The sequence below is a fragment of the Agarivorans sp. OAG1 genome, assembly GCF_037076485.1.
GTDB classification, from domain to species: domain Bacteria; phylum Pseudomonadota; class Gammaproteobacteria; order Enterobacterales; family Celerinatantimonadaceae; genus Agarivorans; species Agarivorans albus.
On record NZ_AP028990.1, the window covers coordinates 2627288 to 2642366 of the forward strand.

17 protein-coding genes are annotated in these 15079 nt (G+C 42.8%); 9 read left to right on the forward strand and 8 right to left on the reverse strand.

What is annotated here, in order from left to right:
• Positions 1-29 precede the first annotated feature (29 nt).
• Both OAG1_RS11965 and OAG1_RS11970 read right to left on the reverse strand, forming a co-directional pair.
• Positions 30-1136 carry a phosphoribosylaminoimidazolesuccinocarboxamide synthase gene (locus tag OAG1_RS11965; RefSeq protein WP_338621438.1) on the reverse strand — a complete coding sequence of 369 codons (1107 nt, stop codon included), beginning with the start codon at positions 1134-1136 and terminating at the stop codon, positions 30-32.
• Positions 1137-1338: 202 nt separating this feature from the next.
• On the reverse strand, positions 1339-2487 hold the full coding sequence (locus OAG1_RS11970) for a cupin domain-containing protein (protein WP_338621439.1): 1149 nt from the start codon (positions 2485-2487) through the stop codon (positions 1339-1341).
• A gap of 146 nt (positions 2488-2633) precedes the next feature.
• Here OAG1_RS11970 and OAG1_RS11975 point away from each other — a divergent pair, with 146 nt between their 5' ends.
• Positions 2634-3488, forward strand: a complete 855-nt coding sequence (locus tag OAG1_RS11975) for a J domain-containing protein (RefSeq protein ID WP_338621440.1) — start codon at positions 2634-2636, stop codon at positions 3486-3488.
• Here OAG1_RS11975 and OAG1_RS11980 read toward each other — a convergent pair.
• Complete coding sequence (locus OAG1_RS11980) at positions 3481-3657, reverse strand: hypothetical protein (protein WP_016401053.1); 177 nt, start codon at positions 3655-3657, stop codon at positions 3481-3483. The genes OAG1_RS11975 and OAG1_RS11980 overlap by 8 nt on opposite strands.
• A gap of 90 nt (positions 3658-3747) precedes the next feature.
• Here OAG1_RS11980 and miaE point away from each other — a divergent pair, with 90 nt between their 5' ends.
• The 4 genes from miaE (at position 3748) to OAG1_RS12000 (ending at position 6249) form a co-directional block, all read left to right on the forward strand.
• Entirely contained in the window at positions 3748-4707 is a 960-nt protein-coding gene (miaE, locus tag OAG1_RS11985; protein ID WP_338621441.1) for a tRNA isopentenyl-2-thiomethyl-A-37 hydroxylase MiaE, read from the forward strand.
• A gap of 85 nt (positions 4708-4792) precedes the next feature.
• Positions 4793-5365, forward strand: a complete 573-nt coding sequence (locus OAG1_RS11990) for an LON peptidase substrate-binding domain-containing protein (protein ID WP_016401055.1) — start codon at positions 4793-4795, stop codon at positions 5363-5365.
• Between the two features lie 296 nt (positions 5366-5661).
• Positions 5662-5889, forward strand: a complete 228-nt coding sequence (locus OAG1_RS11995; RefSeq protein WP_016401056.1) for a hypothetical protein — start codon at positions 5662-5664, stop codon at positions 5887-5889.
• A 63-nt stretch (positions 5890-5952) separates the two neighbouring features.
• A complete protein-coding gene (locus OAG1_RS12000) occupies positions 5953-6249 on the forward strand; it encodes a DUF6482 family protein (RefSeq protein WP_338626427.1) in 297 nt (98 codons plus the stop codon).
• Positions 6250-6299: 50 nt separating this feature from the next.
• Here the strand turns inward: OAG1_RS12000 and msrA are convergent, their stop codons facing one another.
• Both msrA and glnS read right to left on the reverse strand, forming a co-directional pair.
• Complete coding sequence (gene msrA / locus OAG1_RS12005; RefSeq protein WP_338621442.1) at positions 6300-6938, reverse strand: peptide-methionine (S)-S-oxide reductase MsrA; 639 nt, start codon at positions 6936-6938, stop codon at positions 6300-6302.
• A 44-nt stretch (positions 6939-6982) separates the two neighbouring features.
• Entirely contained in the window at positions 6983-8647 is a 1665-nt protein-coding gene (gene glnS, locus OAG1_RS12010) for a glutamine--tRNA ligase (protein WP_338621443.1), read from the reverse strand.
• Between the two features lie 318 nt (positions 8648-8965).
• Here glnS and OAG1_RS12015 point away from each other — a divergent pair, with 318 nt between their 5' ends.
• Complete coding sequence (locus tag OAG1_RS12015; protein ID WP_338621444.1) at positions 8966-9367, forward strand: hypothetical protein; 402 nt, start codon at positions 8966-8968, stop codon at positions 9365-9367.
• A 19-nt stretch (positions 9368-9386) separates the two neighbouring features.
• Here OAG1_RS12015 and OAG1_RS12020 read toward each other — a convergent pair whose 3' ends face one another.
• The gene (locus OAG1_RS12020; RefSeq protein WP_338621445.1) at positions 9387-10196 is read right to left on the reverse strand and encodes a fumarylacetoacetate hydrolase family protein; all 810 of its coding nucleotides are present in this window, start codon (positions 10194-10196) and stop codon (positions 9387-9389) included.
• 55 nt (positions 10197-10251) lie between these two features.
• Positions 10252-11826, reverse strand: a complete 1575-nt coding sequence (gene norR, locus OAG1_RS12025) for a nitric oxide reductase transcriptional regulator NorR (RefSeq protein ID WP_338621446.1) — start codon at positions 11824-11826, stop codon at positions 10252-10254.
• A 187-nt stretch (positions 11827-12013) separates the two neighbouring features.
• On the opposite strand from norR, the gene OAG1_RS12030 reads away from it, so the two are divergent.
• The 3 genes from OAG1_RS12030 to rhtB all read left to right on the forward strand — a co-directional run bounded on the left by OAG1_RS12030 (position 12014) and on the right by rhtB (position 14184).
• A complete protein-coding gene (locus tag OAG1_RS12030) occupies positions 12014-12283 on the forward strand; it encodes a hypothetical protein (protein ID WP_016401063.1) in 270 nt (89 codons plus the stop codon).
• Entirely contained in the window at positions 12283-13482 is a 1200-nt protein-coding gene (locus OAG1_RS12035; RefSeq protein WP_338621447.1) for an NnrS family protein, read from the forward strand. Before OAG1_RS12030 ends, OAG1_RS12035 begins: the two co-directional genes overlap by 1 nt.
• An 84-nt stretch (positions 13483-13566) precedes the next feature.
• Positions 13567-14184 (forward strand): homoserine/homoserine lactone efflux protein, encoded by a 618-nt coding sequence (gene rhtB / locus OAG1_RS12040; RefSeq protein WP_338621448.1) that lies wholly within the window; start codon positions 13567-13569, stop codon positions 14182-14184.
• A 74-nt stretch (positions 14185-14258) separates the two neighbouring features.
• On the opposite strand, the gene OAG1_RS12045 is transcribed toward rhtB, so the two are convergent.
• Positions 14259-14849: a hypothetical protein gene (locus tag OAG1_RS12045; protein WP_338621449.1), complete on the reverse strand. Its 591-nt coding sequence runs from the start codon at positions 14847-14849 to the stop codon at positions 14259-14261.
• Positions 14850-15079: the final 230 nt, after the last annotated feature.

A 15079-nucleotide genomic window follows, 5' to 3' on the forward strand; every position in this document is an offset into this window, starting at 1 on the left:
GCCCTGCTCTTTAACTTTGCACTATCGTTCTAATCAACGATTAAATCGTAATCTTTACGAAGAATATCAATCACTTCTTGTTTTGGATTGTCGCCAATAGTGATTGGCGCACCAGTGATCTTTTCGGCAATGCCTGTATAGGTTTCAGATATTTTCATTAATACTTCAACCGGCAAATTGTTATCTCGCGCTAAGGCTTCACGCTCTGGCATGCGGTTTTTGTTTAACAGAATATCTGGATCCGGGAAGTAGCTAAGTAAGGTTTGGCGGAAGTCTTCTTTAGAGTTCTCGACAACCTTACCTTCAAGATAACTTGGGCCATCCCAAATACGTGATGAGTCAGGTGTCCCCACTTCATCCATGTATATCAACTTGTCCTGGCCTTGAGCATCGGTCACGTAGCCAAATTCAAATTTGGTATCAACAAATACTTGGTCGATATCGCTTAAGGCCTGACTAATTACACCAAAACCTTGTTTAAGTAGGTTTTCGTAAACATCGATATCGTTAGCAGATTTAAAGTTAAATGCTGCGAAGTTATCTTCGATATTTTTACGCGTTACATTTACGTCATCGGCTTCTGGCACGCCGGGGATCCCTGTAAGAATACCTTTAGTAGACGGGGTAATGAGAATCTCTGGCAGTTTTTGATCTCGCTGTAGCCCTTCCGGTAAATCAATACCACAGAAGTTACGCTCACCTTTCTCATAAGCACGCCACATAGAGCCAGTAATATATTGTCGACAAATCGCTTCGATCATTACCGGGCGTGCTTTTTGAACAATCCAAACAAAGGGATGAGGAATATCCAGAATATGGCTGTCGGCCAAGCCTTGCTCTTTGAAAAGCTTAAACCAATGGTTAGAAATTGCGTTAAGTGCAGCACCTTTGCCAGGTACACCTTTAAGGCCTTCTTCGCCGTGCCATATGCAATCAAAGGCTGAAATTCGGTCGCTGATTACCATAATTGCTAGTGGTGTGTCGGCAGCAACATCATAAGCTTTTTCTTTAATGAGTCGTTTACTATCAGCTTCGGTTAGCCAATATACCGAACGTACTTTACCGCTATGAACGGGCGCGTCGGTGCGAATGGGTAAATCGTTATTCACTGCTAATACTTTATCAGCAAGACTCATGGTAAACAGTCCTCTATTTAAGAGCGAAAAATCAACGAACAAGCTGGCTTACACACTGATTTTTACGGGGAACATTAATTTGCTGAGGGATTTTACCAGAAAGCTCGCTAACTGCTAGCGATTCGCGAGCTCTAAACAACTTTCATTCTCAGATACGCTTTGGTCAAACTTAACTAAAGAACGAATATAATTTGGCTAAAAGCTATTGCTCGTCAAAATACCAATAGCCGGCATTGAGTAGCTCTAACAGCCAATCAAGCTGGTGTTCATCTTCGTTAAATGCCCGCAACGAGTGAGTGTCTAAAACGGTACTATCACACATGTTTTTTGCTAAAGCCCAAGAACAATTGGGCACAGCATAACTTTGCCCATCAACAAACAGCTCATAAGGCAATACATCAAGGTACAAGGCCTTAATGCCCGCGGTTCGTTTTAACTCAGCGCCCTGCTCCATCAATTGGCGTAGATCACTCATTGCTAACTCTTGATCGCTGCCACTTAGCACAACAATGTCAGAACTATGTGATGAATCACTAAGGTACTCACCTAAGAAATGCGCACTGGCTTGAGGAGAATTGATTAAAGACTGCATCAGTTTATTAAGTGCTAATGTATCGTTCTCGGCTACGCGACCAAACTCATTAGTTTCTTGGCGCTGCGGATCAGCAAAACGTTGTGAGCTAGTTTCGTGTTGCAGAAGATAATCAGCAAAACCAGTTACCAAATCTTTAGCATTTGGCGCTCTAAAGCCCACCGAATAATTCATCGATGGTTCTATCGCATAACCTTCATGCGGGCAGCCCGGTGGGATATACAATACATCACCAGCTTCGAGCACCACATCAATCTCAGCCACAAAGTCTTCGCAGTGTTTTAACTTATCGTGAGAGGCAAACTCTTTAAGAATTTGCTTCTGGCCAACACGCCAATGTCGGCTACCTTGTCCTTGGATGATGAATACGCAATATTGATCAATATGTGGCCCTACACCGCCCTTAACGGTGGAGTAAGAAATCATAACATCGTCAAATCGCCAGTTAGGGATAAACTGAAACGCCGCAGCTAGTTTTGCCACTTCGCTATGCCAATGGTCGACACCTTGAACCAACAGAGAACTATGTGATTCACCCAGCAATGCAAAGTCTTCAAATGGACCTAGGTGAGCTTCCCACTGCTGCTCGTGACATGTTACCAATCGGCTTTGAATATCAGCCTCCATCGCTAAGCCAGCAAGTTCTTCCGGGCTAAGTGGGTCAACAAAATCAAGCATGCCTTGTTTTAACAAACAGGGACGCTGTTGCCAGTAATTAGCCATAAAATCTTGTTGGTTGAATGCGGTTTGATATGTCATACAGCTTACCTTTTGTAGTATCGGCAAAGTGTAACTGATTTCCATGCAGGCTTTTAGCCAAACCGTCGCTTTATTCAAAGGACAAAACTCAAAAAACTTTGTATGCTTAGGCCAGCTAACAGGGACAGTAAACGTAACACTAAACCATGACCACGCACTTTCAATTATTTGATCTCCCGGAAAATGCTACCGAGGAGCAAATAAAAACTCGCTACAAACAACTCGCCAGCCGCTGCCACCCCGACAAAGGCGGCTCAGCCCAGTTGATGATTCTAATTAAAAACAGTTATCAAAAATTGTTGTTAGGCGAAGGCGCGATTACCATAGAGCAATCTTTGGATGATTCAAACAAGCAAGTCCTTGCCTTAAAGAAAACCATTCATCAACAGCAATTCTATATTCAAAAACTTAGCGTAGCGATTGCCAAACAGGCTCAAATTAAAGAAACCAAACGATTAAAAAAGATATTAATGCCAGCGCTTGTTGGGATACTTGGCGTAGTGGCGGTAGTTCTAGCCAATGGCTGGTATCAGTCTAACCAGCAATTAGACAAAGTAAGCAAACAGCTGACTACAACCATTAATAACAGCAATAAGCCTGCAAAACCCACAATGCCTGCACTAAGCCAAGAAAACTTAGCCAAAACATGGGAGTTAAAACAAAAGCTACGTTTAAGCAGTGCTCGCCAACAATACCTTGAGTCTGATTTTGATATGAGTTTGACGCTAATTCGTGCCTTGCTCAATCAGCATTCCGCCAAAGCACTCAACCAAGCACAGCAGCAGTTTTTGTTACAACAACATATAGAAATACCACCCCTAATTGATAACGAAGCGGTCATTGATGAAAGTGCAACTGATAAAAGCTCTATCGAAGAAAACTCGACTAAAGCTCAACAAACGGAAGAGCAACAAATAGAAGAGGTAGATTTAGACGGGGAACCGAGAGCAGTGCTTTTAGAAAGTCTCGATGTTAGCGCTGCAAACACGACAACTAATTAGATAAGAAAGCCTTTAACTCACGCTTTGCCTGTTCGTTTTGTTCTTTAATAGCGGCAATTTGGTCTAGCAGGCGAGTCTTCTTATCACCACAAGGTAGCTTGGCACAAAGCTCATCTAAGCGTGCTAAAGGGTCTAATAGTTTATCGAAATGCTGGTTAATTTGTTCCATTTTCACTGTCCCAGTTAAAACCGCCATTAAGTGTACTGATCAAGTACTTGAAAACAAGACTCCAAATGGGTGAAACTTCATTAACTTGAAGTGAATACACTAAATTTGCCAATGCCTTACTCCGCGCTGCTCGAACCAATTAACAATTTTTTATACTGCTCTACACCTAAGCAATGGCTGGCTACGGCTAAAGAGCCCGAAAACTTAAAGGTTTTGTTAATCGATCACGCAAATGCAGAGTGGAAAGCGGCCGCCACTGCAAGCAAACTGATGCTCAAGTATGCCGGCGCTAATCAGCCATTGATTCAACAAGAAATAAAAGCATTGCTAGCTCCCTATGAATTCATTATTTTTCGGGCGGGTCGCTGGTCTGTTCAGGTTTTTATAGATTGGTTCTTTCCGTTAGGCATAGACAAAGCCAATAACAAGCAACTAAACGCAGCTCTTACAACCTTGGCTTTAATGCAGCGATGCAAGTTTGACCAACAGCTATTGTCTCAGCTGCAAGATCTAGTAGGTAGTCATAACGATAACTCTGCACACAGAACATCAACATTAAGTGCTAAAGCAGAAACTAGATCAGAGGGGCAACTATCTGATTTTCAAATAGCATTGATTGAAAAAATGCGGCTGCTAATTAAAGAGGAGCTGCACCACTTTGAACAGGTTTTTTCTATCATGCATCAGTTTAACATTCACTACCAAAATCTCCCTGCAGGTAATTATGCCAAGGGCCTAATGTCGCAAGTTCGTCATTTTGAGCCTCAAGCCCTAGCCGACAAACTGATTGTTGGGGCTTATATCGAAGCGCGCTCCTGTGAGCGTTTCGCTATGCTTTCGCCACTTTTACCCGAGGCCATTGGCCAATTCTATATATCATTATTGCGCTCTGAAGCCCGCCACTATCAAGACTATTTGAGCTTAGCCAATATGATCATCGATGAACAAGAGCTCCAACAAAGAGTCAACAACATTGGCCAACAAGAAGCACAGTTAATTTCTCAGCAAGATAAGGTGTTTCGTTTTCACAGTGGAATACCCTTGAGCTAATATAATTAATATAGAGAGAATTGATCACCCAAGCAGTAAACCACGTAGTAATTTGTGAAGTTAATTAGATTGGATATGGTGGACTATGCGCTTACCCTTGTTTCCATTAGAGCTTTTTGTTTTGCCCGGAGGGCTGAGCAAACTACGCATATTCGAACCGCGTTATTTGCGCTTGGTCTCTATAGCTAGCGAAGAAGCTAAGGGCTTTGTCTTATGCCAGCCATTGGCAGAAGGCCATACAGAGTTCAACATAGGCGTTCATTGCCAAATAGAGGACTTTGAGCAACTTGAAGACGGCATGCTGGGCATTACTATTCGCGGCATCAAACGCGTCGACTTAAGTGATACCAGCCAGGCCGACGATAAGCTTTATAGCGCTTTTGCTCAAGCTAAACCCAATTGGCAGCTTGAAGAGCCTCCCGCAGTTGAAGATGACTTAAGTGAAAAACTACAACAGGTATTAACTCAGCATGAGCTTTACGAGCAACATCCTGATTTTTTCGCTTACGACGACGAATATTGGGTAGTGTTGCGTTGGCTAGAACTATTACCTTTCTCCAGCAAAGCAAAAAACCAAATTCTTTTTGAAGATGACTTCTCAACCTTAGATAACCTGGTCCATCAATTAGTGTCAGAAATAACAATAGGCCATAGGTAGCTGAAATTAAAAGTGATTATCAATTAAGCTATTTATCTTAATTGATATATAATATTTAGCATTTAAAACTTATATTTAACTAAAAAATGTCATATTTATCGTAATATGCGAACTTTTACACAGTCTTGTAATCAAAAGTGCTTTAAGATGATTGAGTCATGGATGATGAGAAGAAGTAATGGCTTCGCATTGGACATAGAATCCAATATGCTATTGCCCTAATAACCTTGGAACGATAAATATCTAGTAGTTAGACAGTAAGAGATCTGCGACCCTTTCTGTCTTAAAGGTGATTCATGAGATATAAAGCAAAAATAAGCGCAGCAATTACACAAGCACTACCGCTAGTCCAATCTGCCACCGCCGATGAAGCCGTACTTTGGAACATCGAAAAAGAGCGTGACATGCTCTGCATGGAGTTCACTTCAAATATGAGCTTCGAAAGTTTAGAGGCTGGATTTAAACAAGCCGCAGAGAAACTAGGCATTACCTGCCCTATTAGTATCTTAAAACTGCGTCGCTAGTTTATAAGACAGTGGGGGCGGATCTCCTCCCCCAACTCTTTCCATTAATTTTTAGTCTTAGTCATCTTCTCGTTAGTTTGTTGCGTATCTAATACACAAACTAAGGAGGCTTATATGGATCTGATAATTAATTCTCATGAAGGTGACATCTACCTAGTTAACGAGCAACAAGACAATTCTGAACAAGCGCTTTGCGAGAACAGTCACCCCGCTGTTAGGTTCTCCAGTATTTCTAGCATCAAACAACACTACCAAGACCAAACCATCGATAAGGTGTGGCTAGTTCAACACTCGGCCTACGATGAAATGTGCGGCTTACAAAGCACCAACCAGCCAATGAAAATGCTATTAAGATGGTAGCTAGCGATTATCAACAGAGTTAAAAAAGCAGCCAGTAGGCTGCTTTTTACTTAGTCTTGAAGCCAAGGCGGTAAACATACCCCTAAGCCACCTAAACCACAGTATCCATTGGGGTTCTTGTGTAGATACTGCTGATGGTAAAGCTCTGCGTAATAGAAAGTATCAAAACTAACTATCTCAGTGCTAATAGCATGAGCTAGGCCTTCACCTTGCAGGGCTTTTTGATAAGCCTGCTGAGCTTGCTTAGCTAACTCTAGCTGTTTACTGCTGGTCGAAAATATCATCGAGCGATACTGAGTTCCAACATCCCCACCTTGGCGCATGCCCTGAGTAGGGTCGTGCTGCTCAAAAAAGCAGGTCAACAATTGTTGATAGCTAATCACACTTGGGTCGTAAATTACTTTAACAACCTCAGTATGCCCAGTTAAGCCAGTACACACTTCATCGTAATTTGGGTTAGGTGTAAAACCACCGGCATAACCTACTGCCGTTGTAATTACGCCTTGTTGTTGCCAAAACAGACGCTCAGCGCCCCAGAAACAGCCTAAACCAAAATAAGCAGTTTCCTGATCAGCGCTAGCTTGCTCTAGGTAATTGCTGCCGTTTACTGCATGAATTCCGTCTAACTCTATCGCCTCCAAGCGCCCTGGTAAGGCATCAGCTTGGCTAACCAAAGTCGTTTTGCTCATCGATACAACTCCATCTCTGTTGGCAAACGTTTAATTACTGGCACCTAACCACCAATTTTAGCCCAAGTATCACGCAAACCTACTGTACGGTTAAACACTAACGCTTCTGGGCTAGAATCTACGCTGTCGGCACAAAAATAACCTTGGCGTTCAAACTGATAAGCATGTTCCGCTTCTGCCTTAACTAAGCTTGGTTCAACAAACCCTTGTTTAACTACCAATGACTCAGGGTTAAGCACTGCGGTGAAATCTTCTTCTGCAGCTGGGTTAGCAACGGTAAACAAACGGTCGTACAAACGGATTTCCGCAGGCTTGGCATGTTCAGCAGACACCCAATGAATAACGCCTTTTGGTTTACGTCCATCTTCAGGGTTTTTACCTAAGGTGGTATCGTCATAAGTACAATAAACAGTAGTAACATTACCGTTTTCGTCTTTATCGCAACGTTCGGCTTTAATCATGTAAGCATTACGTAAACGCACTTCCTTACCGATCACTAAGCGCTTGAACTTCTTGTTAGCTTCTTCACGGAAGTCTTCGGCTTCAATGTACAGCTCGCGACTAAATGGCACTATTCGTTCGCCCATATCTTCGCTAGGGTGATTAGGTGCAGATAGCTGTTCTACTTTGTCTTCAGGGTAATTTTCGATTACCACTTTAATTGGATCTAACACTGCCATTGCACGAGGTGCATTGGCATTTAAGTCGTCACGTATGCATGCTTCTAACATTGGCATTTCTACCATGTTTTCCATCTTGGTCACGCCAATGCGCTTACAAAACTCGACGATTGATGCAGCGGTATAACCTCGGCGACGTAAACCAGCAATAGTTAACATGCGTGGATCATTCCAACCGTTTACATGACCATCGGTAACTAAAGTATTTAGCTTACGCTTAGACATTACCGTGTATTCAAGGTTTAAACGTGAGAACTCATACTGATGTGGTACTGTCTCAATGGTAATGTTATCCAGTACCCAATCGTATAAACGACGGTTATCTTGGAATTCTAACGTACACAAAGAGTGAGTAATGCCCTCGATCGCATCCGAAATACAATGGGTAAAATCGTACATTGGGTAAATGCACCACTTATCACCGGTTTGGTGGTGATGAGCAAATCGAACTCGATAAATAACCGGGTCACGCATACACATGAACGAAGAGCTCATGTCGATTTTTGCACGTAACGAACACTCCCCTTCTTTAAATTCACCCGCGCGCATTTTTCTAAATAACGCCAAGTTTTCTTCAACAGGAGTATCGCGGTAAGGGCTGTTTTTACCTGGTTGGCTTAAAGTGCCACGGTACTCACGCGCTTCGTCGGCATTTAAGAAACAAACGAATGCCAAACCCTTTTGAATCAACTCTTCAGCATAAGCGTATAACTGATCAAAATAGTTTGATGAATAACATACCTCACCATCCCAATCGAAACCAAGCCACTTAACGTCTTGCTGAATTGAGTTAACGTAGTCGATATCTTCCTTTTCAGGGTTGGTATCATCGAAGCGCAAGTTACATGCGCCCTGGTAGTCTTGAGCAATACCAAAATTCAAACAAATCGACTTAGCATGGCCGATGTGCAGATAACCATTTGGCTCCGGTGGGAAACGTGTATGCACTGTGTCATGCTTTCCGGATTTAAGATCTTCATCAATGATGTGACGAATGAAATTGCTAGGGCGATTTTCCGCCTCACTCATACCAGCCTACCTATAAATAATGAAACGCTAATTAAAGCCGTATAATCCCTGATTCTTAGCCTTAGTACAAGCAACCATCGAACAAGCGATGAAAAGATCGCCTTATGCATCTGTTCTGCATCCTTGCCTTGCGATTAAACAGTGCGTTCCTTTTGGCTAAACTCAACCAGGGCCTTGCTGTAACTTTTACCAATAAGACTGGTATAAAAGTCATTCCCCCCTAATTTTCTTACTTATGGTTTTGTTAAGGAAATGGCGAATTTGTAGTCATGGTTTATAGTGATTAATGGTTACTGTTGATAATTAAGGGAATATGTCATGCGTCTACTTAGTGTTACTTTTAGCATCCTGCTATTGGTTGCTTGTTCTAGCCAACCCACCTGGGATGGTATGTCAGAGTCTGAAATTGCATCTTGGAAAGAAATCGGGGTAAATGTTGAACAAGTACAAACTTATGTACGAGCAGGCATGAGCCAACCACAAGTTAAAGAATTTATAGACCAAAACTTTACTGACCCAAACCAAATCACCGCTTGGGCCCAAGCCTTCACCGCTGTTGACGCCCGAGGTTGGATAGATTCAGGCTTTGATCTTTCTTCAGCCACTGCATGGGCCGCTAAAAAGTTCACTCACCAAGAAGCCAGCGCCTGGAAGTCTGCCGACTTTGATCTAGACGGCGCTGTAGATAATCGCAATAAGGGCTTAACCCCAGTAAAATAAAACCATGTAACCAAGGTGTTTACTCTATTTGAGTAGACACCTTGCCTAGGCCTCCAATGCTCACTTCTACTTGGTCTCCACTTTTTAGTGCTTTAGTTCTTCCCGGCGTACCAGTAAAGATCACATCATAAGCTTGCAAGCTTACATATTGGCTAATGTAACTAACAATATCCTCTACAGAGTGAATCATGTTCGCCGACGATTCTTGTTGAACGATATCGCCGTTTAGCTTAGTGGTCACAGTGAACTGGTTTTCAGCTGTAGCTTGAGTTATCCAAGGAGAAATGGGAGCAAAACCATCGGCACCTTTAGCCCGCCACCATTGCAAATCTCGACCTTGCCAAGAGCGCTCGGTGAGATCATTCCCTACTGTGTAACCAAATATACACTCTCTAGCATTTTGCTTAGATACCTTTGAGCAGTTTTGACCAATCACAACCACCAGCTCTCCCTCAAAATGCACATTTCGCGCATCCTTTGGGAGCTGCAACGGTCCTCCAATACTGAGAGAACTATATGACTTGTAGAAAATTTCTGGCTTGCTGGCACCTGCATCTCCAGCATGGCTGCGATAGTTTAAACCCACAGCAAATACTGTGGCCGGTTTTATCGGCATTAAGTACTTAGCTGATGCCTCAGCCGATGTTTGACCATTAACTTGGCCTTCCTCTAAAGGAGAAGCATTTAAGTGAAGTAGCTTATCACCATCGCGTTTAACCCAGGTTTTTACCCCTTCACGGTCAATTAACGCAAACTGGCTGGTTTGCTCAGCAGTCGCTGGGCTTGAGAGTAGTAAAAGCGCGAAGCCTGTCGATAATATGTAATTCACAGTTCGTCCTTGATGTTAGGTGTCTCAGTAACTACGTACACAAGCAAACTATAGTTTAGCGTTTAACCACTTTGTCCACACTTAAACCCAAACGTTTTGCCAAGCGGCTTAGATTGGCTCTATCAACCCCTAGCTCTTTAGCTGCCGCCGACCAGCTTCCTTGGTGTTTTTCTAAACTCGCTGCTACCAAGCTTTTTTGATACGCGTCTGTTGCTTGGCGTAAGTTAAAGCCAGCAACAATGCTTGTGGGTGCAGTCGATTGATACGAGGAAGCTTCTACAATATCTGCTGATTTAAGCTCACCGCAATCAGCAACGCTAATTCGTACAATAGCTTTAGCACTTTGGTGAGCTCGCGCTTTTAGCGCTGCGCGGCTAATTAGATGCTCTAATTCCCGAACATTGCCAGGCCAATCGTAGGCATTTAGATAAGCCACCAAATCACTTTGAAGTTTTATTTGTGGAATCCCCAACTTGCGTTTAACCAGCTCCACAAAAAAGCCCGCTAATAATTGAACATCCCCCACTCTCCCTCTTAAAGGTGGAACCAACACAGGGTAGACCGATAAGCGATGATACAAATCGGCGCGAAACCGGCCTTGCTCAACTTCCTTTACTAAATCCCGGTTCGTGGCGGCAATCACCCGGACATCTACTTTTTGAATTTTGTCTTGCCCAAGCGCCTGCACCTCTTGGTTTTGCAATACTCGCAATAGCTTACTTTGGGCAGCCAAAGGCAACTCACCTATTTCGTCGAGGAAAATAGTGCCGCCATCAGCAATGCTAAATTTGCCAGCGCGGTTTTTATCGGCACCAGTAAACGCGCCTTTAACATGGCCAAATAGTTCACTTTCAATCAAATTGTCAGGTAAGGCCGCGCAGTTCACATGTACTATTGGCGCTTTATAACGAGACGATTGAAGGTGCAATGAGCGGGCGACTAGCTCCTTACCCACCCCGGTTTCCCCTTGGATCAGAATAGTAAAATCAGATGGTGCCACCAAGGCAATTTCTTGTTTGAGGCGCTTCATCACCGGGCTTTCACCTACCATTTCATCACTGTTGTGATGCCAAGCTGCTTGATTTAGTTCTTCCAATACTTGTTGCGAATGATGAGCCTGCTGTTCCAGTAGGTCTAAGGTTAAGCCTGTATTAAGGCTAGCAGCCGCCATGGCGGAAATTACTTCAAGTGTTCTATTGGGAATGTCATCAAATACTTCCGGAGTAAAGCTATCTAAGGTAAGTACGCCAATTAAGCTTTGATCAAAATACAAGGGTAACCCCATACAGGCATGAACAGGCAAATCACCTTCTCGATCGATCAACAATCCATCATAGGGATCGGGTAACTCACAGTTAGCCGGAAAACGCACCGGCATACTGGAAGCACAAATTTGTTGAAAGCGCGGATGTTCCGACAGGTAAAAACGCCTACCTAGAGTATCTCGGCTAAGCCCTTGCAGCGTAAGAGGAGTGAGTTGCTCACCTCTTACTGCAAGCAGAGCCACTGCATCACAAGCAATGGTTTTTCGCACGGTATCCAGTAACCGGTCAAAGCGATCTTTACTACTAAGATTTTGCGCTAAGTCTAAAGCTAACTCGATTAAGGCTTTTGAAGATATATCTGACATTACAACTCCTCATTTATACCCATAGTAGTCAAAATGACAAGGAATATCTACGTGTCATTATGACATCATCACATCAAGAGTCGGCGAATTAACTGGTCTTAGCGGCTTTAAATAGTTGGTATGAAGATTGCGAAGTACATATGTAAACGAGAAATGAATATCAAATAGCTAGTATCAGGAGAATTCCATGAAACACTTTCCTTTATTCGTAGATTCAAACAAACCAAGTGCTTTTCGCCAATACATGCGTTGCATAGTGGGTGGAAACTGGTTAATGCTAGTCTCACTGCTTGTGATCATTTCATCCATTATCATTTCCTACCCCTTAGCACAGGCTTTTTCTATTCCAATGCAAATTACTGCACACATATCTACCATTGTCTTTGCTGGCGTATTAAAAGTGGGTTACGTGTTACGCTGTGTAGGATTTAACGAACTCGGTCAAGAGGTTATATAGTGATTAAAATTGCTGAGCCAGATACAAACGATACTGCACAACATTGGCATCAACACCCAATTTTCGAATTAGCCTTTCGCCCTTTCTTCTTGCTAGCAGCCTTTAGCTCGGCACTTAGCTTGGCGCTTTGGATATTGTTACTAAACGGCCATATGCTAATTGGCCATAGTGGGTTAAGTCCGCATGTGTGGCATGCTCATGAAATGCTAATTGGCTTTGGCACTACCGTAGCAGTTGGCTTCATTTTAACTGCGGTACAAACCTGGACTGGCCAGCCCAGCATTAAAGGAAAAGCGCTAGCTGCTTTAGTCGCACTTTGGTGTTTAACTCGTATTGCCTTTTACATAAACACTGCCGAAAGTGCGGTACTGGCTACCATCTTACAAGGTCTATGGTGGCTAGCTGTTGTAATCATCTATAGTAAGTTGGTATTTGCTGCCCAAAATCGACGTAACTACATATTTATCGCACTGCTTTCGGTAATGGGTTTAGTCAACTTGCTTATATTAGGCAGTGATTTAACAGCAAACAGCGGTCTGGCGCTGCATTTAAGCCGAGCCATGGTTTTATTGTTTACTATTATGATGACTTTAGTGGGTGGCAGAGTTATTCCCTTCTTTACCGTTCGCGGCGCGCAAACTGCTCCCATCGAATGCCCTGCGTGGATCAATCGCTTGGTTGGTCCATTAGCAATTGCAACCACTGCGGCTTTTATTGCTAGCTATTTTGTAAATACCTATCAACTTGTACCACTAAGTTTAATGTTACTTGGGCTGTTTCACTTATTACGCTTAGCTTACTGGCGCAGTATTAACACCCTAAAAGTACCGCTGTTATGGTCGCTACACATATCGTATTTGCTTATGGCCTTGGGGTTAATTGCTCTTGGCGCGAGCTATTACCTAACTTCACTAAGCTTTAGCAATGCGCTGCATATCATTACCATTGGAGCCATTGGCTTAATGATTTTTGCCATGATGAGCCGTGTATCGCTTGGCCATACCGGCAGAACATTGATCATCAAGCCGATTATTAGCATTGCGTTTATCCTCTTAGTAGCGGCTACTTTAATACGCACTTTTTTACCCCTTGCTGATGCTTTGTTAGCTTGGAACTTAAGCGCCGGACTTTGGATTATCACGAGTTTGATTTTCTTGGCGGTATATTTGCCAATATTGTCTTCTAAACGCCAAAGCTAAACATTTTACGGCAAGCTCTAGACGCCCTTAGGCTATTCTGCGATATTGCAGCAATGTTTAGGGCTTCTTTACAAGGATTTCCCCATGTTGCTCAGTGTATGGCTCACCTTTGTAGCCGCTTGTATTGTATTTAGTATTTCACCAGGAGCTGGCACAGTAGCGACGATTAGCCATTCATTAAGTGGTGGTTTTAAACAGGCATGTAAAAACATAGCTGGCTTACAACTAGCTTTGGTTACTCATCTACTTATTGTGTCTATTGGCTTAGGCGCATTGTTAGCGTCTTCGGCGATAGCGTTCACCGTAGTAAAGTATCTAGGCGCAGCCTACCTTCTTTATTTAGGCATTAGTAAATTCTTTGAGAAATCAGTAGCACTAACTGGAAAAGAAGTGGCAAATAAAACCAGTTCACAGCTTATCAAACAAGGGTTTATCGTTAACTTAATGAACCCAAAATCAATTATTTTTCTTGCGGCATTTTTACCGCAGTTTGTTAATCCAACCCAAGATATGACAAGCCAGTACCTGCTTTTAGGGGTAACAGTGGTTATGATTGATTGTGCCGTGATGTTTAGTTATGCCACCTTGGCTTCAGCGGTAAAGCCTTGGTTAGGAAAGGCGAAGTTTGTAGCCTTGCAAAATCGTGTATTTGGCTCGCTGTTTGTAATGATGGGCATTGCGCTGGCTCGCGTAGAACGCTAGTTAGTATGTACGCCAAACAATAAAAAAGACGCTATGAAGCGTCTTTTTTTATTCTAAGCGAGAGAAGCAATCAATTAAGTACGTTTATAACAACGTAACAACACCAAACTTAAACCAACCAACATTAATGGCCAGGTAGGCGGAGCCGGTACAGGTGTTGCTGCGGTATAAGAAAGCGCGTCAAAACCGTAAACCGCTGAACTACTCCCTGAACCAACCAATGAAAAGGATCTTAACGCTGTATCACTAATCAAGCCGAAAAAGGTACTTTCATACCACACATCGGTAATCTTTAGCGCTTCATCGATTATGTGGCCTGCACTATCCAAATAATCCAAATGAGATGAGTTAAGCTCGTTCAAATCAAAGCCAAGTGCAAACACATCGTGTTCAAAATCAATGGTGAAAGTATTTGATTCATAAATACTAAGGGCTTTTTCGCCTTCACTAACTAAACTACTAGTCCTTCTGTAACGGTTCGCACTAATCGTTAAGTCTTCGTTCAGTAAAGCTGGATCATTGAATCCTTCAAAGGCTAACTCGGCACCAGCAGCATTTTCAAATGCAGCTCGATCGGTATAAACAATAAACCCAGCATGGGCTTGCTGCGTTAATCCGAGCACAGCAGCAAAAACGAGTAGCGTATATTTCATTCTATTCAGCATATAAGGTCCATTTAACAGGGTACGACTTCCATTTCAGCCCGACATACTAAACTAAAAAGACTGTTGAGCAAGTCGTTATTTCAAACTCATATAGGCTATAAACCCCTAATTTTATTAAGGTTTAAACTTACCCTGTGTTAAGCAGATGGCTCGTTTATAGTTCTTAAGTGTTGATTCGAAGCAAAAATCAGCAATGGATGGCATCAGTTTAAAACTAGTCTTTTGGTGTA